This is a genomic window from Mycobacterium xenopi (assembly GCF_009936235.1).
Lineage (GTDB): Bacteria > Actinomycetota > Actinomycetes > Mycobacteriales > Mycobacteriaceae > Mycobacterium > Mycobacterium xenopi.
Genome location: NZ_AP022314.1, coordinates 792,704 through 810,146 on the forward strand (window position 1 = coordinate 792,704; position 17,443 = coordinate 810,146).

The window sequence follows — 17,443 nt, forward strand, 5'->3', positions numbered from 1 at the left end:
CATGAGGATCCCGGTACACGACGCTGCCGCCGAACCGCTCAGCGATGCCGCCCAGCCCCACGGCCGGCACCCGCTGCTGGTGTGGGCGTGGGGCTTGCTGCGACTGCGTTTTGGCGGGGTCGGGTTCGGCGCGCTGTTTTTCTGCTTGTCGTTGACGCCGTCACTGCTGCCCAGGGATTGGCTGTTCCAAGGACTGATCGGCGGCATCAACGCCGCTTTCGGCTATGGCCTGGGCGTGCTGCTGGAAAAGGCTGCGCAGCGTTTCGTGCTGCGCAACGCCCGCTGGTGGCCGCCGCCGGCCCGGGTGCTGTTCGGGATCAAGGCGGCTGTCGTCGTGATCGCGCCGAGTGCGGCGGTGCTGATGCTCGTCCCGGCCGCGGGATGGCAGCGGCAAGTGTCGGCGTTGATGGGCATCCCCGGTCCGACCACGCTGAGCTATCTGCGCACGTTGGTCGTTGCGAGCGTGGTGAGTGCTGTCCTGGTGGCGACGTGCCGGACGCTGATCGACGCTATCAAGCTGCTGGCCCGGATGCTGATCAGGCGCTGGCATCTGCACGACGAGGTGGCGCTGTTCATCGGCACCACGATCGTCGTGGCGTTGCTGATCACCCTGATCAATGGGGTCTTGGTGCGGGGGTTCTTCATGGGGGCCAACGCCCTCTCCGAGCCGCGGAACAACGCCACCGGCGCGCGCATACATCAGCCGTTGATGCCCGAAAAGTCCGGTAGCCCAGCGTCATTGGCGCCCTGGGACACGCTGGGCTTCCAGGGCCGCAACTTCGTCGCCACCGGCCCGCATGCCGCCGAGCTGACCCGGCTCAACGGTCGGCCCGCCAAGGAGCCCATCCGGGTCTATGCCGGGCTGCAGACCGCCGCCGACGACCGGGCACGCGCGCAGATCATCGTCGACGAGCTCGAGCGCACCCACGCATTCGATCGCAAGCTGCTGGTAATCATCCCGACCACCGGCACCGGCTGGATCGATCCGGTGGCAGCGCGTTCACTGGAGATGATGTACAACGGTGACACCGCGATGGCCGGGCTGCAGTACTCGTATCTGCCCAGCTGGATTTCATTCTTGGCCGACCGGCAAAAGTCGATGGATTCCGGGAAGGTGCTCATCGACACCGTCCACAACCGTTGGCGGCAGCTGCCGGCGGATCACCGACCGAAATTGGTGCTTTACGGCGAAAGCCTGGGTTCGATGGCCGGGCAGGCGGCGTTCGGGTTCTTGCCCGACATCGCCCAGATGGGCTTCGACGCGGTGCTGTGGGTGGGGCCGCCGCACGAAAGCCCGTTGTGGCATGCGCTGATCGTGCGACGCGATCCCGGGACCACCGAGGTGCAGCCACGCTACGACAATGGGCGAACGGTGCGCTTTTCCGAGGCCGTCGACCCCGCCGACGTCGCCCGCGTCGCAGCGGGGCCATGGGAGGGCACCCGGGTGCTGTTCCTGCAACATCCATCCGATCCGGTCGTCTGGTGGTCGCCCGGTTTGCTGTTCAGCCGACCGGATTGGCTGGTCGAACCACCGGGGCAAGACCGCACCGCGTCGATGCGCTGGTATCCGGTGGTGACGTTCTGGCAAGTCAGCGCGGACCTCACCGAAGCCGAGCGCATGCCCCGCGGACATGGCCACAACTATGGCAACACCATCCTCGACGGCTGGGCCGCGGTGATACCCCCGGATGGCTGGACGGGCGCGGACACCGAGCGGATACGTGCCGCGGTCAAACAGTCAGAAAGTGCTGACGGACCCGAAAACTGATGCACGACAGCAGCTTTGAGCGGTTACGGGCGCTCCTACTGGCCACCGCGCTGGTCGGCTCGAGCTTCGTCGTGCCGCGGATACCGATGCGGTGGCGAGTACCCGCGCAAGCTGGCGGAGGCGCGCTGCTAGCACTGCTGACCGGTTCGCGCATCGGGTTGTCTCCGCCGCGGTTGTGGGCCGGGTTGCGCTGGGGGGTGGTGGCGGGGGCCGCCGCGGCGACCGCGGTCGCGGTGACGGCCCCGGTGCCGGTGGTGCGGCTGTCGATGTCCGCGCGGCCGTTGCCGCGCTCGGCGCCGGCCTGGCTGGGGGTACAGATACCCGTGGGTACGGTGTGGGCCGAGGAAGCCGCATTCCGGGCCGCGTTGGCGACCGCCGCCACGAGGGGCTTCGGTAACACCGGGGGACGGTTGGTGCAGGCCGTCGCGTTCGGGCTCTCCCACATCGCCGACGCACGCGCCGCAGGCCAGCCGGTGGGCCCGACCATCCTGGTCACCGGGGTGGCGGGGTGGCTATTCGGCTGGCTGGCAGACCGGTCCGGCAGCCTGGCCGCGCCGATACTGACACACCTGGCGATCAACGAGACCGCGGCCGCGGCAGCGCTCACCATCCAGCGGCGGTCACGCTCCTAACAGATGGCCGCCCGTCAAAGCGCCGACCCGGCCAAGACCCGCCAAGCCGTCTTGGCCGTCGCCGACTGGCTGCGTGACGAAAACCGCCCCACCCCGGAGCGAGCAGAGCTGGCCGCCGCGGTCCGGCTGACCGCGCGCACCCTGGCCGCGCAGGCGCCCGGCGCCAGTGTCGAAGTCCGGATCCCGCCGTTCGTCGCGGTGCAGTGCATTGCCGGTCCCCGGCATACCCGCGGAACCCCACCGAACGTCGTCGAGACCGATCCGCGAACGTGGCTGCTGCTGGCCACCGGGTTGCTGCAGGTGCCGGCGGCCGAAGCGGCGGCGCGCTGCACCTGTCGGGTGCGCGGGCCGGCCAGATCGAACGATGGCTGCCGCTGGTGAACCTGCCGACTTGACGAGCCGCCAGCGCAACACGCACGCCGGATTCTGCGACCCGGCCGTCGTCCCCGTAGACTCCGTTACGTCACCAACGTTCGGGAGCCGTCAGACCGTGACCGTCCTGCAGCCCCAGCCTGAGGACAATCCGCCCCGCGAAGAATGCGGTGTCTTCGGGGTATGGGCCCCCGGCGAGGAAGTCGCCAAGCTCACTTACTACGGCTTGTATGCGCTGCAGCACCGCGGGCAGGAAGCCGCCGGCATCGCTGTGGCCGACGGGTCGCAGGTGCTGGTATTCAAAGATCTCGGGCTGGTCAGCCAGGTGTTTGACGAGCAGACGCTGGCGGCCATGCCAGGGCACGTCGCCATCGGGCACTGCCGCTACTCCACTACCGGGCAGACCACCTGGGAGAACGCCCAGCCGGTGTTCCGGACCACGACGGCCGGCACCGGGGTGGCACTGGGACACAACGGCAACATCGTCAACAGCACCGCTTTGGTCACCCGGGCCCGCGAAGCCGGGTTGATCAACCCGCGGCTGCCTGGCTCGGCCACCACCGACTCGGATGTCCTGGGCGCGCTGCTGGCGCACGCAGCGGCCGACTCGACGCTAGAACAAGCGGCATTGGAGCTGCTGCCGACCGTGCGGGGCGCGTTCTGCCTGATCTTCATGGACGAGAACACGCTGTACGCGGCGCGCGACCCGTACGGGGTGCGGCCGCTGTGCCTGGGACGCCTGGACCGCGGCTGGGTGGTGGCCTCCGAAACCGCCGCGCTGGACATCGTCGGCGCGTCCTTCGTGCGCGACATCGAGCCGGGCGAGCTGCTGGCGATCGACGCCGACGGGGTGCGGTCCAGCCGTTTTGCGGAGCCCACACCCAAGGGCTGCGTCTTCGAATACGTCTATCTGGCCCGCCCGGACAGCACGATCGCCAATCGCTCGGTGCACGCCGCCCGCGTTGAGATCGGTCGCCGGCTGGCCCGAGAGTGCGGGATCGACGCCGACCTGGTGATCGGGGTGCCGGAATCCGGCACGCCCGCCGCGGTCGGCTACGCGCAGGAGTCCGGCACCCCCTATGGGCAGGGCCTGATGAAAAACGCCTACGTCGGGCGCACTTTTATCCAGCCGTCGCAGACCATCCGCCAGCTTGGCATCCGGCTCAAGCTCAACCCGCTCAAAGAGGTCATCCGGGGCAAGCGGCTGATCGTCGTCGACGATTCGATCGTGCGGGGAAACACCCAGCGCGCCCTGGTGCGGATGCTGCGTGAGGCCGGCGCCGCCGAAGTGCATGTGCGCATCGCCTCGCCGCCGGTGAAGTGGCCCTGCTTCTACGGAATCGACTTCCCGTCGGCGGCGGAGTTGATCGCGAACGCCGTCGACGACGAGGACGAGATGCTCGAAGCGGTGCGGCACGCGATCGGTGCCGACACGCTTGGCTACATCTCCCAAGAGGGACTGATCGCGGCCACCGAGCAGTCCGCGTCCCGGCTGTGCACCGCCTGCTTCGACGGCGCGTACCCGATCGAGCTGTCCAGCGAGTCCGTCCTGGGCAAGAACGTCATCGAGCACATGCTGGCCACCGCGGCCCGCGAGGCCGTGCAGGCCGGCCCCGAGATCGACGAGGCCGCTCTGGCTGAAGACGCGCTACGGCGCCCCTAGCACGGCGCTGAACGGTAGCCTTTATCGGCGATGACGGACCGTCGGAAGGATTCCGGAAAACACTCCGGCAATCAGGGCATCACCTATGCAGCGGCCGGGGTGGACATCGCAGCCGGTGACCGCGCCGTCGAATTGTTCAAACCACTCGCGTCCAAGGCCACCAGACCCGAAGTCCGCAGCAAGCTAGGGGGATTCGCCGGACTGTTCGCCCTGCGCGGCGGTTATCGTGAACCGCTGCTGGCCGCCTCCAGCGACGGCGTGGGCACCAAGCTGGCGATCGCCCAGGCGATGGACAAACACGACACGGTCGGCCTGGATCTGGTCGCGATGGTGGTCGACGACCTGGTGGTGTGCGGTGCCGAGCCGCTGTTTTTGTTGGACTACATCGCATTGGGGCGGATCGTGCCCGAGCGGCTCAATGCCATCGTCGCCGGCATCGCCGAAGGGTGCATGCGCGCCGGCTGCGCGCTGCTGGGCGGCGAGACCGCCGAGCATCCCGGCTTGATCGAGCCCGACCACTACGACTTATCGGCCACCGCCGTCGGGGTGATCGAGGCCGACGACGTCTTGGGCGCCGAGCGTGTCAAACCCGGTGACGTCATCATCGCGATGGGGTCGTCCGGCCTGCATTCCAACGGCTACTCGCTGGTGCGCGCCGTCCTGCTAGAAATCGACCGGATGAACCTGGCCGGCTACGTCGAGGAGTTCGGCCGCACGCTGGGCGAAGAACTACTGGAGCCCACCCGCATCTACGCCAAGGACTGTCTGGCGTTGGCCGCCGAAACCCAAGTCCGCACCTTCTGCCACATCACCGGGGGCGGGCTGGCCGGCAACCTGGAGCGCGTCATCCCACACGGACTGGTCGCCGAAGTCGACCGCGGCACGTGGACGCCGGCACCGGTTTTCGCGATGATCGCGCAGCGAGGCCGGGTCAGCCGCGCGGAGATGGAAAAAACATTCAACATGGGCGTCGGCATGGTCGCCGTCGTCGCACCCGAGGACACCGATCGGGCGCTAGCCATCTTGACCGCCCGGCACGTGGATTGCTGGGTGCTGGGCACCGTCAACAAGGGCGGCAAGGAAGGCCCGCGAGCCAGGCTCGTCGGGCAGCACCCGCGGTTCTAACGGGTGACGGACGGCTCTAACGGCGCCAGTCGTCCTCGTCGTTCCATGGGTCGTCGGTAAACCGGTCGTCGCCGTCTAGCCGGTTGGAGTCGTCAGCACCCGAACCGGAGAGCTCGCGCTGAAGCCGCTCGAAATCGGTCTGCGGGGAGCTGTATTTCAGTTCTCGAGCAACCTTGGTCTGCTTCGCCTTTGCCCGGCCGCGGCCCATGGGGGAACCCCCTCGCGCAATAACGGAGCGGCCCAACGAGTAGGCGGCTCCGATCTGTCGGTCTCGTTTATTGTCCTGCCGAGTAGTTTACCGTGCCCCGCGACGACGCGCTGGCGGCCCTGCCCGCTCTAGCAGCCGTCATCGGTTGGTGCCGCGGAGCCGTTCAACGGCGATCCGCCCTGCGCCGGCCCCGTCGGCGGGCGGCAGGGAATCGGGATCGATCACCGCGGCGACGTCCCCACCCGCGCCGGTCACCAAGGCGGTGTCGGCGGGCAGTCCGCGCTTGAGCAGCGCCAGCGCGATCGGTCCCAGATCGACGTGATCGACGACAGTACCCAGCCGGCCCACCGCGCGGCTGTCAGCGAGGACCGGGTCTCCGGTCGACGGTCGATCGGCCGAGCCGTCCAAGTGCAGCAACACCAACATCCGCGGCGGCCTGCCCAGGTTGTGCACCCGCGCGACCGTTTCCTGCCCGCGATAGCAGCCTTTGTTCAGATGGACGGCACCCACGCCGGGACCGCCGATCCAGCCGACCTCGTGGGGGATGGTGCGCTCGTCGGTGTCGACGCCAAGTCGCGGACGACGCGCGGCCACCCGATGGGCTTCGTAGGCCCATACCCCGGCGGTGCGCACCCCGGCCTGGGTCAACCGGTGTACCCAGTCGGCCGATTCCCGCCGCGGCACCAGCACGTCCAGCTCGATTTGGCCGGTGCGCGCACTGGTCATCCTGCGCACGAACCCGCCTGTGGGTAGCGGCACGGCCGTCATCTCGGCGGGCAATTCGCCCACGCCCAGCGCGTCGAGCACCGGCTGTTCACTTAGCCGCGGCCCGAGCAGCGACAGCACCGCGATGTCGGCGGCATCCGCTGTGACATCCGACCAGAAGACCATCTTGCGCAGATAGGCCAGCAGCGGCTCGCCGCGCCACGCCTCGGTGTCCAGATAGGTGACGCCACCCAGCTCGGTCTGAATCCAGTGGTCCTCGACCCGGCCCTGCCCGTCCAGGCTGAGGTTTTCGGTGCTGGCACCCTCGGGCAGCTCGCTGACGTGTTGCGTCGAAATGCTGTGGAGCCAGCTCTGCCGGTCGGCGCCGGTCAACGTGAGCACAGCCCGGTGGGAGCGATCCACCACCACAGCGTCGGTTTCGGCCGCGCGCTGCTCACCGAGCGGGTCGCCGTAATGCCACACGGCGCCCGCGTCGGGCCCAGGGTCGGGGGCGGCAACTGCGGTCACATACCAACTCTACGGAGCGCTGGTTAGGCTGAACGTCCATGGCTAGCCAGACGGGCGTGGTCGTCACGCTCGACGGCGAGATCCTGGCACCCGACACGCCGCTGATATGCGCCGACGACCTCGCCGTCGTGCGAGGCGACGGCATTTTCGAAACGCTGTTGGTCCGCGGCGGGGGCGCCTGCCTGGTGGAGGCGCACCTGGCGCGGCTGAGCCACTCGGCCAAATTGATGGATTTGCCCGAGCCCGATCTGCCAGCCTGGCGGCGTGCGATCGACGTGGCGGCACGCCGGTGGGCCGCTACCACGACCGACGAGGGCGCGATGCGACTGGTCTACAGCCGCGGCCGGGAGAGCGGGTCAGCGCCGACCGCCTATGTCACCGTCACTGCACTCGCCCCGCGCATCGCCGCCGCGCGCCGCGACGGCGTCGCGGCGGTGACGCTGCCGCGCGGGCTGCCCGCCAGCGGCGCCGATGCCACGCCGTGGCTGCTGGCCGGCGCCAAGACACTGTCCTATGCGGTCAACATGGCGGCCCTGCGCCACGCCGCTCGGCTGGGCGCCGGTGACGTCATCTTCGTCAGCTCCGACGGTTACGTCCTGGAAGGCCCGCGCTCGACGGTCGTGATCGCCGCCGGTGAAGGCGGTGCCGGCACCACCGCCCTGCTCACGCCGCCGCCGTGGTATCCGATCCTGCGCGGCACCACCCAGCAGGCGCTCTTCGAAGTGGCCCGCGCCAAAGGCTACGATTGCGATTACCGAGCGTTGCGTGTATCGGATCTCTTTGCGGCCCAAGGGATTTGGCTGGTGTCGAGCATGACGTTGGCCGCGCGGGTGCACACGCTCGATGGCCAACCGCTGCCGCGGGCCCCGATGGCCGCGGAATTCGCTGAACTCGTCGACGCCGCCGTCGTCAGCGACCGCTGAGTTGGCGTTGTCCGGCTGGCGCAGAGCGCGTACGGTCAGCCCTACACAGGAAAGGAGGTGGTCCGACAAATTGCTAGCTGCGTGGACATGTGAGGTGGCTGCGCGTTAAGCCGCGCGAAGCGAGGATTCAGCAGCGCGCGCTGGCGAATTCCCCGCAGTCACCCGGCCCCCGAGCCTCCCGGTCCGTCCAACCTGGAACATCGGCTCGGGGGCTGTCCATGTCGGGCGCCGTTATCCCGCGTACCGCGACAGCCGCGCCGACAGATGCGGCACCAACCCGCCGTCGGCGTCCACCCGTTCCTCGACATACGCCAGGTCGCCGCCCTCGACGATCCCGTAGAGCCGTTTGGCACCGCCGACAAGCATGCCCGACTTGCTGCGAGCAAGGACGTCGGTGACCAATTCCCATGACGACTGGGTGCGCGGCCGGCCGTAGAACAACTCCACGTAACCGGCCGAGTGCGCCAACAGCAGTTCGATGGCCTGCGACTCGGTCGGATCGGTGGGGTCATGCACGAAACGCCAATAACCTGTCTCGCGTAGCGCGGGCCCGTCGTAGTCGCCCGACTCGCTCAGCCGCCACGACCGGGCCTCCCAATTCAGATAGTCGCCGCCGTCGTGCGACACCACGATCTGCTGGCCGAACCGGTAGTCGCCGTGGGCGCCGCGGCCCTCTCCTTCACCGCGCCACACGCCCACCAGCGGCAACAGCGCCAGCAGCGCGTCGTGCAGGTTCGCGCCTTGCCGCAGGTTCGCGGTGTCGGCGGGGATAGGAAGGTCGTCGAATACCGGGATGTTGCGGCTCGCAGTCACTTTGGCGCGCTCGGCCGCCTGGGCCACCGCACGTTGACCGGAAGCGATCCGCTCGGCCCGCCGGGCGGGGTGCTCCGAAGAGCTCACGAGTCGTCGGTGATCAGGCGGTAGAGCGTATACAGCGCGAACCACGCGATGACCACGACGGCCGCGACCAGCATGATCTCGAATAGCAGGATCACGGCCACGAGTCTAGTTGGCGTAGCGTGACCCCGGCTGCCGCGACGCTTCCGGTCAGGCGACCTTGATGTCCACCTCGTGGATACCCGCGCCCGACGGGTTTACCACGGCGTCGCCGTTACCGGCGGGCGATAACGCGCGCACCGTCCAGGACCCCGGCGCTGCGAAGAACCGGAAATCGCCGGTGGCCGAGGCGACGACCTCGGCGGTGAACTCGTCGGAGGAATCCAGCAGCCGGACGAACGCCCCGCCCACCGCTTGGCCGGAGCTGTCTACGACACGGCCGGTGATCACCGTCTCCTTCTCCAGGTCGACGCTGGCCGGCAACGTCTGTCCTTGCTTGGGTGGTGTGCACATATTCAGCTTCCCAACTCGATCGGGACTCCCACCAGGGAGCCGTATTCGGTCCAACTTCCGTCGTAGTTCTTGACGTTTCGGTGTCCGAGCAGCTCGCGCAGCACAAACCAGGTGTGCGACGAGCGTTCGCCGATCCGGCAATAGGCGATGGTCTCCTTCGACCCGTCCAAGCCGGCGTCGGCGTAGATCTTGGCCAACTCCTCGTCGGACTTGAAGGTGCCGTCTTCGTTGGCGGCCTTGCTCCACGGCACGTTGATGGCGCCGGGAATGTGACCCGGCCGCTGGCTTTGTTCCTGCGGCAGATGCGCCGGTGCCAGGATCTTGCCGGAAAACTCCTCGGGGGAGCGGACGTCGACCAAGTTCTTGACGCCGATGGCCTCGATGACCTCGTCGCGGAACGCGCGGATGGAGTTATCGGGCTGTTTGGCAGTGTAGGACGTGGTCGGGCGGGTGACCGGGTCGGTCGACAGCGGACGGCCGTCCAGCTCCCACTTCTTGCGGCCCCCGTCGAGCAGCTTCACCTTCTCGTGGCCGTAGAGCTTGAAATACCAGTAGGCGTAGGCGGCGAACCAGTTGTTGTTGCCGCCGTAGAGGATCACAGTGTCGTCGTTGGAGATGCCGCGGTCGGACAGCAGTTTTGAAAACTGTTCGGCGTCAACGAAATCGCGCCGGACAGGGTCCTGCAAATCCTTGCGCCAGTCCAGTTTGACGGCGCCGCGGATGTGGCCCTTGTCGTAGGCGCTGGTGTCCTCGTCGACTTCGACGAAGACGACGCCGGGTGTGTCGAGATTGTTCTCGGCCCAGTCGGCCGAGACCAGGACGTCGGAACGTGCCATCGCGGGTTCCTTTCGGTTGCTCAGGTGAAAACGTTGGTGGTCATGCGGACCTCGCTGTTTGCCTAAGCCGTGCGGCCAGCGGGTAGAGCTGACAGCCCAGACAGATACCGAAGGCCGCGTTGAGGAAGGACGCCGCCAGGGCGAAAGCCGTCGCAGCGAGGCCCAGCAACAGTGCACCGCCGGCGAACCCGACCACGCCGACGACGGCAAAGACCAATCCGACCAGCTGCGCGAACTTCAGCGGCGGCACCGGTTCGCGTGCGGTCACCGGTCCCAGCCGCGGCGCCACGACTTTGGCGTACACAATCCCGTACGGATGCTGCCGCGGCCCGCGGAGAGCACCGACGGCGAAGACGACGGCCTGCAGCGCCAAGACGGCAGCGGCCGCCAGCGTGCTGTACCCGGACACGACCAGCGTCACCACGAGGACCGCGGTGGTGACCCACGCAACGAACCGCGGCCCGCGGACGTCGACGCCGTCGACCTGGGCGGTGGTGGTGGTTCTCGACACAGAGCTGCTCCTGTTGACAACGGGAAGGGTTGGGGCACGCCAGAATGGCTGCTCCGAGAGCGGCACGGAAGGCGCGCTACTCAGCAGCTACAACAACAGCAGCAGCCCGCGACGCGGCACAGGTCGACTGCGCGGCGCTTGGTGAGCATCGGCTCAAGGCGGGCGAACACGTCGGACAGCTTACCTAATGGCACGAGGGTCAAGCCAACAGTGGGGTCAGCGCCGAGCGCAGGTCGGCGGCAGAAGGCACACCGGCTGCCCGGTAGCGCTGGCGCCCCTCGTCGTCGAAGATCAGCGTCGTCGGCAGCGATAACACCGAAAAATGCTGTGCCAGCGCGGCATTGGACTCGAGATCGACCTCGACGTGGGCCACGTTACCGAGGCCGTCGCACACTTCGCTGACCACTTGGCGCACCCGTGCACACGGTCCGCACCAGGGGGCACTGAAGTGCACGACGGTCGGTCCGGTGCCGGAGAAGTCGAGCCCTGTGGCTTGTAAGTCGAACGGTTCCCCCGACCGCGGCGAGGTTGCGCGGAGGGCTCCGGACCGCCGACTCAAAAGCCAGCCAGCCAGGACCGCCAGTCCGCAGGCAGAGGCGATCGCGGCGACCGCGGCAGTCACTGGTCCGCCGCCCGTGCCGTGGTGGGTCGCGCTTTGGTCATGACTGTCTGAACGCGTCGAGCGTGATCGTTACTCCCTCGGTAATGCCCTCGATGATTACATCCGAGCCGCGGGCCCCCTGGCTGGTCGGGGCCACGCCGAACGGAAGCTTCTGGTCGGGCAGCCGCTTGCTGAAGGCGCTGAGCACAGCGGCCCGTTTGTCCTCGGGAACGTTCTGGTTGGCGGTGTCCGGGCCGGTCAAGATCCCGGTGGGAGTGAACACCAGCGTGGCGTGGTCAGCGCCGGCGATCGACAGGTCCACCGAAACACTGACCCGCTTGTCGAAGTTGGCGGATTTCGGGGTGCCGGTGAACACCAGTCCGCGGCTGCCCGAGATACCCGATTCGGTGGTGCCGCCGGTGGCGTCGTTGGTCTCTTCCGGTGGTGCCTCGACCATCAGGTCGGTGATGCCCATGTAGCGGCCGAGGTGCACGGAATCGATGATGATGCGGCTTTCCAGCTTGCCCACCGGCAGCTTGGCGTTCGGCCCGATCAGCCACGACGAGTCGGCCAGTCCAATGGAATGCATCGTGGCCTCCAGCGTGGCCTTGCCGACCATTGCGTGGTCGACCGCGTTGGCCTTGATCTCCAGCTCGTCGTAGTGGTCGCGCATCGCCTGCGGGATGAACGGGAATCCCAGAATGGCCACGAACGGATCCGACCCCAGGTCCGCGGCGGCGCGCACGGCGCGAGACAACCGGTACTCGGCGTAGATGCTCGTTGCGAAGTCGACGGCGACGGCACCTGCGCCCGCGACAAGCAGCACGACCGCCGCTATCGCCACACCGGTGAGCATCCTGCGCATCTGCACATTCTGGCGTACTGGCGCGACTGCGCGGCTCCTTCTCATCGCGCTGCGCGCTCTGCATCGTCGCCGCTGGCGCGACTGCGCGGCTCCTTCTCATCGCGCTGCGCGCTCTGCATCGTCGCCGCTGGCGCGACTGCGCGGCTCCTTCTCATCGCGCTGCGCGCTCTGCATCGTCGCCGCTGGCGCGACTGCGCGGCTCCTTCTCATCGCGCTGCGCGCTCTGCATCGTCGCCGCTGGCGCGACTGCGCGGCTCCTTCTCATCGCGCTGCGCGCTCTGCATCGTCGCCGCGCTAACTACCAGGTAGCACGTTATCGTTAGATGACCTGGCCGCAAATTACACATGTCGCCATCAGTCTTGGGCGAGGCCTTTCCCGCAGAAGGCCTTCCCACGACGCTGGAGGGGTTTTGGACCTGCTGCTTCTGACCGCAGACCCGCACGCCGACGGGGTCCTGCCATCGTTGTCGCTGCTCGCCCACACCGTGCGGACAGCGCCGGCAGACGTGTCGTCGCTGCTCGAGGCGGGAACCGCCGACGTTGTGATCGTCGACGCGCGCAACGACCTGCCGGCCGCCCGCAGCTTGTGCCGCCTGCTTGCCTCGACCGGCAGATCGATGCCGCTGGTGGCGGTGGTGAGCGAAGGCGGCCTGGTGGCGGTCAGCCCCGAATGGGGCCTCGACGAGATCTTGCTGCCCAGCACCGGACCGGCCGAGATCGATGCGCGGCTGCGGCTGGTGGTCGGCCGCCGCGGCGGCTTGGCGGACCAGGAGACCGCCGGCAAAATAACGCTCGGCGAACTGGTGATCGATGAGGGCACGTACACTGCGCGGCTGCGCGGCCGCCCGCTCGACCTCACCTACAAGGAATTCGAGCTGCTGAAGTACCTGGCGCAGCACGCCGGCCGGGTTTTTACCAGGGCCCAGCTGCTGCACGAGGTGTGGGGATATGACTTCTTCGGTGGCACCCGCACCGTCGATGTGCACGTGCGGCGACTGCGCGCCAAACTCGGCCCTGAGCATGAGGCGCTGATCGGCACCGTCCGCAACGTGGGATATAAGGCTGTGCGACCGGCGCGAGGCCGCGCGTCAAACCCCGAACCGCAGAATACCGACGACATCGAGCCAGACCAGGGCGGTGTGCAAGGTCCACTGGTCGACCCGCTGCGCAGTCAGTGACACCGGGCGACTGGCGCTGGGCGCTGTCCGACGACGAACAGCGTCAGGTGCGGGAAATCATCTCTGCTGCAACAGATTTCGATGGAATAGCACCGGTCGGCGAGCAGGTGCTGCGAGAGCTGGCGCACCAGCGCACCGAGCATCTACTGGCTGCCGGCGGTGGATCGATCGTGGGCTATCTCAACCTCGCACCGGCTCACGACCGGGGAGCCCCGATGGCGGAGTTAGTGGTCCACCCACGAGCCCGCCGCCGCGGTATCGGCACTGCGATGGCACGCGCTGCGCTGGCCAAAACCGGTGGGCGAACCCGCTTTTGGGCTCACGGCACACTGCAGCCTGCGCGCGCGACAGCCTCGGCGTTGGGGCTGGTGGCGGTGCGTGAACTGTGGCAGATGCGCCGCCCGCTGCGCGACGTGCCGGAGCCAGCGATTCCCGAGGGGGTACAAATCCGCACCTACGCCGGCCCATCCGACGACGCCGAGCTGCTGCGGGTCAACAACGCCGCATTCGCCGACCACCCCGAACAAGGCGGCTGGACCGCAGCCCACCTCGCTGAACGCCGCGCCGAACCGTGGTTCGACCCGCACGGTCTGTTCTTGGCGTTCGACACCGCGACCGGCAGGCTGCTCGGCTTCCACTGGACCAAGGTGCACCCCGCACATCCCGGCCTGGGCGAGGTTTACGTCGTCGGTGTCGACCCCGCCGTGCACCGCCGTGGACTCGGGCGCCTGCTGACCGCGATCGGCGTCGCGTCCCTGGCCCGCCGGCTGAAAGATGCCGCGGAACCCACGGTGATGCTCTACGTCGAGTCGGACAACGTCGCCGCCGTGCGCACCTATCAGGGTCTGGGTTTCACGCTGCACAGCGTCGACACCGCCTACGCAGCCGCTCCGGGGTGATCGCGAAACGATCCCCACGTTCGTTCACCCGCTGTTTACCTCTCCTGTGGATCGTGGCCATCGCCGGCGCATACCTTCCGGGTGGCTGGCGAGCTGATACCGGGATTACTAAGCGAAGCCAGGAGAGCAAGGCCAGGTGAAGCTCGACATGGTCCGCAGGGCACGGGACGTCGTGGTGTCCGCGACGGCGATCGCGGCCCTGACGCTGACCGGCTGCGGCAGCGACAACAACGCGCCCTCGGGCAAAGGCGCGTCCGGGAAGCCAGCTGTCGATTGCGGCGGCAAGAACGAACTGACCGCCGAGGGCTCGACCGCCCAGCAGAACGCGATCGCGTTGTTCAACCGAGCCTGGGGTCAGACATGCCCAGGCAAAAGTCTGGCCTACAACCCGACCGGCTCCGGTGCCGGCCGCGAGCAGTTCATTGCCGGCCACGTCGACTTCGCCGGGTCGGACTCGCCGCTGGTCGCCAACCAAATCGCGCCAGCGGCCAAGCGCTGCAACGGAAATCCGGCGTGGGACTTGCCGTTGGTATTCGGGCCGATCGCGTTGATCTACAACTTGCCCGGCGTCGACTCCCTGGTGGTCAACGCCGACGTGCTGGGCAAGATTTTCAGCGGGTTGATCACCAGCTGGAACGATCCGGCGATGGTGGCGCTCAATCACGATGCGGCGCTGCCGGAAACCAAGATCACGCCCGTCTACCGCTCGGACTCCTCGGGTACCACCGACAATTTCCAGAAGTATTTGACCGCGGCCGCACCCGAGAGCTGGACCAAAGGAGTCGGCACCGAGTTTCAGGGCGGAGTGGGCGAGGGCGCGCAAAAGTCGGCGGGCGTGGTCCAGGCCGTGCAGACCACGCCCGGTGCAATCGGCTATGTCGAGAAGGGCTTCGCCGACCAGGCCGGTGTGCGGGTCGCGCAAATCGACACCGGCAGCGGAGCTGTCAAGCTCACCGACGAGGCGGCCCGCAACGCGATCGACCACGCGAGGTTCGAGGGCCACGGCAACGACCTGATGCTGAACCTGACCGCGCTGTACGCCACCAAGGAGCCCGGTGCCTACCCGTTAGTGCTGGCCACCTATGAGATTGTGTGCTCCAAGGGCTATGACCGGGCCACCTCGGTCGCGGTCAAGTCGTTTCTGACAGTGGCCGCCAACGGCGGCCAGGATGGACTGTCGGCCGCCGGATACGTGCCGCTGCCCGATAAGTTCAAGCAGCGCCTCGTCGCCGCGGTCAACGCGATCCAGTAATCGTCGTGATTGCCCGATCAGTCGCAGTGTCTGCGGTGAAGATGGATGCCAGAGCCGAAAGTGACGGGATCGATGGGACCACGGTGACCACACCCAATCCAGCCGGTGCGGGTTCGGGCGAGGTCGTCGCTGCGGCTATCCCGGAACCGCCGCCCGCCCCCACCAGCCCGTGGGCCAGCGGCAAGCCGCGCCTGGGCGATCGGTTATTTCGCGGCGTCTCCGAGGGCTCCGGCGTCCTGATCGTCATCGTTGTCGGCGCCATCGGGGTGTTCCTGTTGTGGCGCGCCATACCGGCGCTGGCGCGCGACAAGGAAAACTTCTTCACCTACGGCGGCAACTGGATTACCACCGACACCTCCGCGATGCACTTCGGCATTCGCGATCTGCTGCAGGTGACGGTGTTCGTGTCACTGTTCGCCCTGATCTTGGCGATGCCCGTCGCTTTGGGCATCGCAATCTTTCTCAGCCATTACGCGCCGCGGCGCGCTGCAGGGCCGCTGGCCTACACGGTCGACCTGCTGGCCGCGGTGCCGTCGATCATCTACGGCATCTGGGGCCTGTATGTGCTGGCACCGCAACTGCGGCCGATCGCCACCTGGCTTAACGAGCACTTGGGCCGGTGCTTCCTGTTCGCCACGGGCAACGCGTCGGTGGCTGGCGGGGGCACGATCTTCACCGGTGGGATCGTGCTCGCGGTGATGATCCTGCCGATCATCACCGCCGTCACCCGAGAGGTCTTCGTGCAAACCCCGCAAGGGCAGATCGAAGCCGCGCTGGCGTTGGGCGCCACCCGATGGGAGGTCGTCAAAACCACCGTGCTGCCGTTCGGCCGCTCCGGCTACATCAGCGGCGCGATGCTGGGGCTGGGCCGTGCGCTGGGTGAGACCGTGGCGTTGCTGATTATCTTGCGCGGCACTCAATCGGCGTTTGGCTGGTCGCTGTTCGACGGGGGATACACGTTCGCCACCAAAATCGCGGCCGCCGCATCGGAATTCAACGACCAGTTCAAGGCCGGCGCCTACGTCGCGGCGGGGCTGGTGCTGTTCCTGGTCACGTTCGTGGTCAACGCCCTGGCGCGGGCCGCGGTTGCCGGAAGAAGGCGCCGATGACGTCGATGCTGGACCGCCCGGTCAAGGCGCGGACATTCGCCGCGGTCAGTTTGCGTCGACGCGCCGCCGACAACATTGCGACCGTGTTGGTGACGCTGTCGGTGACGATCGCCCTCGTACCATTGCTGTGGGTGTTGTGTTCGGTGGCGGTCAAGGGCTTCCACGCCGTCACGTCCAGCGTGTGGTGGACGCATTCGCAAGCCGGTCTGACCGCGTTCGTCACCGGCGGCGGCGCCTATCACGCGATCGTAGGCACCGTCCTGCAGGCACTGGCCTGCGCGGTCATCTCCATCCCAATCGGCGTTTTCGTTGCCGTCTACCTGGTCGAATACGGTGGCGGCAGTCGATTGGGCAAGCTGACCACGTTTACGGTGGACATCCTGACCGGAGTCCCTTCGATCGTGGCGGCGCTGTTCATCTACGCGCTCTTCGTGGCCACCCTTGGTTTTCCCCGCTCCGGGTTTGCAGTGTCGTTGGCGTTGGTGCTGTTGATGATTCCGGTGATCGTGCGGGCCACCGAGGAGATGTTGCGAATCGTCCCGGTGGATTTGCGTGAGGCCAGCTACGCGTTGGGTGTGCCGAAGTGGAAAACCGTTGCCAGGATTGTGATTCCGACGGGACTGTCGGGCATCGTCACCGGGATTATGCTGGCGTTGGCTAGGGTGATGGGTGAGACGGCTCCGTTGCTGATCCTGGTCGGCTATTCGCAGACCATGAACTTCAACTTGTTCGGCGGGTTCATGGGATCGCTGCCCGGCATGATGTATGACCAGACATCAGCAGGCGCGGGCGCCAACCCGGTCCCCACCGATCGGCTTTGGGGCGCCGCGTTGACGCTGATCCTGCTGATCGCCGTGATTAACGTGGGGGCGAGGCTGGTCGCGAAAATGTTTGCGCCTGGGAAGTTGTAGGAGTTTC

The 17,443-nt window shown here is 67.4% G+C and carries 19 protein-coding genes and 1 pseudogene; 11 read left to right on the plus strand and 9 right to left on the minus strand.

From position 1 onward, the window contains the following. The first annotated feature begins 1 nt into the window (after position 1). The 5 genes and pseudogenes from MYXE_RS03505 (at position 2) to purM (ending at position 5,560) form a co-directional block, all read left to right on the plus strand. Complete coding sequence (locus MYXE_RS03505; protein WP_112649987.1) at positions 2-1,768, plus strand: alpha/beta hydrolase; 1,767 nt, start codon at positions 2-4, stop codon at positions 1,766-1,768. Beyond that, a complete protein-coding gene (locus MYXE_RS03510; RefSeq protein WP_003923252.1) occupies positions 1,768-2,400 on the plus strand; it encodes an Rv0804 family intramembrane glutamic endopeptidase in 633 nt (210 codons plus the stop codon). The genes MYXE_RS03505 and MYXE_RS03510 overlap by 1 nt, the downstream gene beginning before the upstream one ends. A gap of 3 nt (positions 2,401-2,403) precedes the next feature. Further along, positions 2,404-2,795: pseudogene (locus MYXE_RS03515) on the plus strand (sterol carrier family protein). After that, positions 2,765-4,435, plus strand: coding sequence for an amidophosphoribosyltransferase (gene purF / locus MYXE_RS03520; protein WP_415624456.1), 1,671 nt, complete (start codon positions 2,765-2,767; stop codon positions 4,433-4,435). Before MYXE_RS03515 ends, purF begins: the two are co-directional and overlap by 31 nt. Positions 4,436-4,465: 30 nt before the next feature. Continuing rightward, positions 4,466-5,560: a phosphoribosylformylglycinamidine cyclo-ligase gene (gene purM, locus MYXE_RS03525; RefSeq protein ID WP_003923255.1), complete on the plus strand. Its 1,095-nt coding sequence runs from the start codon at positions 4,466-4,468 to the stop codon at positions 5,558-5,560. Positions 5,561-5,576: 16 nt separating this feature from the next. On the opposite strand, the gene MYXE_RS03530 is transcribed toward purM, so the two are convergent. Both MYXE_RS03530 and ygfZ read right to left on the minus strand, forming a co-directional pair. Further along, positions 5,577-5,768 (minus strand): DUF3073 domain-containing protein, encoded by a 192-nt coding sequence (locus tag MYXE_RS03530; protein WP_003923256.1) that lies wholly within the window; start codon positions 5,766-5,768, stop codon positions 5,577-5,579. A 138-nt stretch (positions 5,769-5,906) separates the two neighbouring features. Then, a complete protein-coding gene (gene ygfZ / locus MYXE_RS03535; protein WP_085197753.1) occupies positions 5,907-7,001 on the minus strand; it encodes a CAF17-like 4Fe-4S cluster assembly/insertion protein YgfZ in 1,095 nt (364 codons plus the stop codon). A 56-nt stretch (positions 7,002-7,057) separates the two neighbouring features. Between ygfZ and MYXE_RS03540 the strand changes: the two genes are divergently transcribed. Next, positions 7,058-7,924: an aminodeoxychorismate lyase gene (locus MYXE_RS03540; protein WP_003923258.1), complete on the plus strand. Its 867-nt coding sequence runs from the start codon at positions 7,058-7,060 to the stop codon at positions 7,922-7,924. A 231-nt stretch (positions 7,925-8,155) separates the two neighbouring features. On the opposite strand, the gene MYXE_RS03545 is transcribed toward MYXE_RS03540, so the two are convergent. From MYXE_RS03545 to lmeA, 7 genes are all read right to left on the minus strand, one after another. Beyond that, positions 8,156-8,824 carry a heme-binding beta-barrel domain-containing protein gene (locus MYXE_RS03545; RefSeq protein WP_003923259.1) on the minus strand — a complete coding sequence of 223 codons (669 nt, stop codon included), beginning with the start codon at positions 8,822-8,824 and terminating at the stop codon, positions 8,156-8,158. A 147-nt stretch (positions 8,825-8,971) separates the two neighbouring features. Next, positions 8,972-9,274, minus strand: coding sequence for a DUF1416 domain-containing protein (locus MYXE_RS03550; RefSeq protein WP_003923261.1), 303 nt, complete (start codon positions 9,272-9,274; stop codon positions 8,972-8,974). Between the two features lie 2 nt (positions 9,275-9,276). Next, positions 9,277-10,110: a sulfurtransferase gene (locus MYXE_RS03555; protein WP_003923262.1), complete on the minus strand. Its 834-nt coding sequence runs from the start codon at positions 10,108-10,110 to the stop codon at positions 9,277-9,279. A 40-nt stretch (positions 10,111-10,150) separates the two neighbouring features. Beyond that, positions 10,151-10,621, minus strand: coding sequence for a DUF4395 domain-containing protein (locus MYXE_RS03560; protein WP_085197751.1), 471 nt, complete (start codon positions 10,619-10,621; stop codon positions 10,151-10,153). An 80-nt stretch (positions 10,622-10,701) separates the two neighbouring features. Further along, entirely contained in the window at positions 10,702-10,770 is a 69-nt protein-coding gene (locus tag MYXE_RS25210) for an Ms5788A family Cys-rich leader peptide (protein ID WP_415624472.1), read from the minus strand. Positions 10,771-10,820: 50 nt separating this feature from the next. Then, the gene (locus MYXE_RS03565) at positions 10,821-11,243 is read right to left on the minus strand and encodes a thioredoxin family protein (protein ID WP_003923264.1); all 423 of its coding nucleotides are present in this window, start codon (positions 11,241-11,243) and stop codon (positions 10,821-10,823) included. A 37-nt stretch (positions 11,244-11,280) separates the two neighbouring features. After that, positions 11,281-12,087, minus strand: a complete 807-nt coding sequence (gene lmeA / locus MYXE_RS03570; protein ID WP_415624457.1) for a mannan chain length control protein LmeA — start codon at positions 12,085-12,087, stop codon at positions 11,281-11,283. A 410-nt stretch (positions 12,088-12,497) separates the two neighbouring features. Here lmeA and MYXE_RS03575 point away from each other — a divergent pair, with 410 nt between their 5' ends. The 5 genes from MYXE_RS03575 to pstA all read left to right on the plus strand — a co-directional run bounded on the left by MYXE_RS03575 (position 12,498) and on the right by pstA (position 17,436). Next, entirely contained in the window at positions 12,498-13,265 is a 768-nt protein-coding gene (locus MYXE_RS03575; RefSeq protein ID WP_085197747.1) for a winged helix-turn-helix transcriptional regulator, read from the plus strand. Continuing rightward, entirely contained in the window at positions 13,262-14,164 is a 903-nt protein-coding gene (gene mshD, locus MYXE_RS03580) for a mycothiol synthase (protein WP_085197745.1), read from the plus strand. Before MYXE_RS03575 ends, mshD begins: the two co-directional genes overlap by 4 nt. A 136-nt stretch (positions 14,165-14,300) precedes the next feature. Continuing rightward, positions 14,301-15,416: a phosphate ABC transporter substrate-binding protein PstS gene (gene pstS / locus MYXE_RS03585; RefSeq protein WP_003922998.1), complete on the plus strand. Its 1,116-nt coding sequence runs from the start codon at positions 14,301-14,303 to the stop codon at positions 15,414-15,416. Between the two features lie 41 nt (positions 15,417-15,457). Continuing rightward, entirely contained in the window at positions 15,458-16,525 is a 1,068-nt protein-coding gene (pstC, locus tag MYXE_RS03590; protein ID WP_085197743.1) for a phosphate ABC transporter permease subunit PstC, read from the plus strand. After that, on the plus strand, positions 16,522-17,436 hold the full coding sequence (gene pstA, locus MYXE_RS03595) for a phosphate ABC transporter permease PstA (protein ID WP_003923000.1): 915 nt from the start codon (positions 16,522-16,524) through the stop codon (positions 17,434-17,436). Before pstC ends, pstA begins: the two co-directional genes overlap by 4 nt. The last annotated feature ends 7 nt before the right edge of the window (positions 17,437-17,443 follow it).

Coding starts and splice junctions, on each gene's coding strand:
- MYXE_RS03505 (WP_112649987.1), top strand. CDS start 2: ATGAGGATCCCGGTACACGACGCTGCCGCCGAACCGCTCAGCGATGCC.
- MYXE_RS03510 (WP_003923252.1), top strand. CDS start 1,768: ATGCACGACAGCAGCTTTGAGCGGTTACGGGCGCTCCTACTGGCCACC.
- purF (WP_415624456.1), top strand. CDS start 2,765: ATGGCTGCCGCTGGTGAACCTGCCGACTTGACGAGCCGCCAGCGCAAC.
- purM (WP_003923255.1), top strand. CDS start 4,466: ATGACGGACCGTCGGAAGGATTCCGGAAAACACTCCGGCAATCAGGGC.
- MYXE_RS03530 (WP_003923256.1), bottom strand. CDS start 5,768: ATGGGCCGCGGCCGGGCAAAGGCGAAGCAGACCAAGGTTGCTCGAGAA.
- MYXE_RS03550 (WP_003923261.1), bottom strand. CDS start 9,274: ATGTGCACACCACCCAAGCAAGGACAGACGTTGCCGGCCAGCGTCGAC.
- MYXE_RS03555 (WP_003923262.1), bottom strand. CDS start 10,110: ATGGCACGTTCCGACGTCCTGGTCTCGGCCGACTGGGCCGAGAACAAT.
- lmeA (WP_415624457.1), bottom strand. CDS start 12,087: ATGCGCAGGATGCTCACCGGTGTGGCGATAGCGGCGGTCGTGCTGCTT.
- pstC (WP_085197743.1), top strand. CDS start 15,458: ATGGATGCCAGAGCCGAAAGTGACGGGATCGATGGGACCACGGTGACC.
- pstA (WP_003923000.1), top strand. CDS start 16,522: ATGACGTCGATGCTGGACCGCCCGGTCAAGGCGCGGACATTCGCCGCG.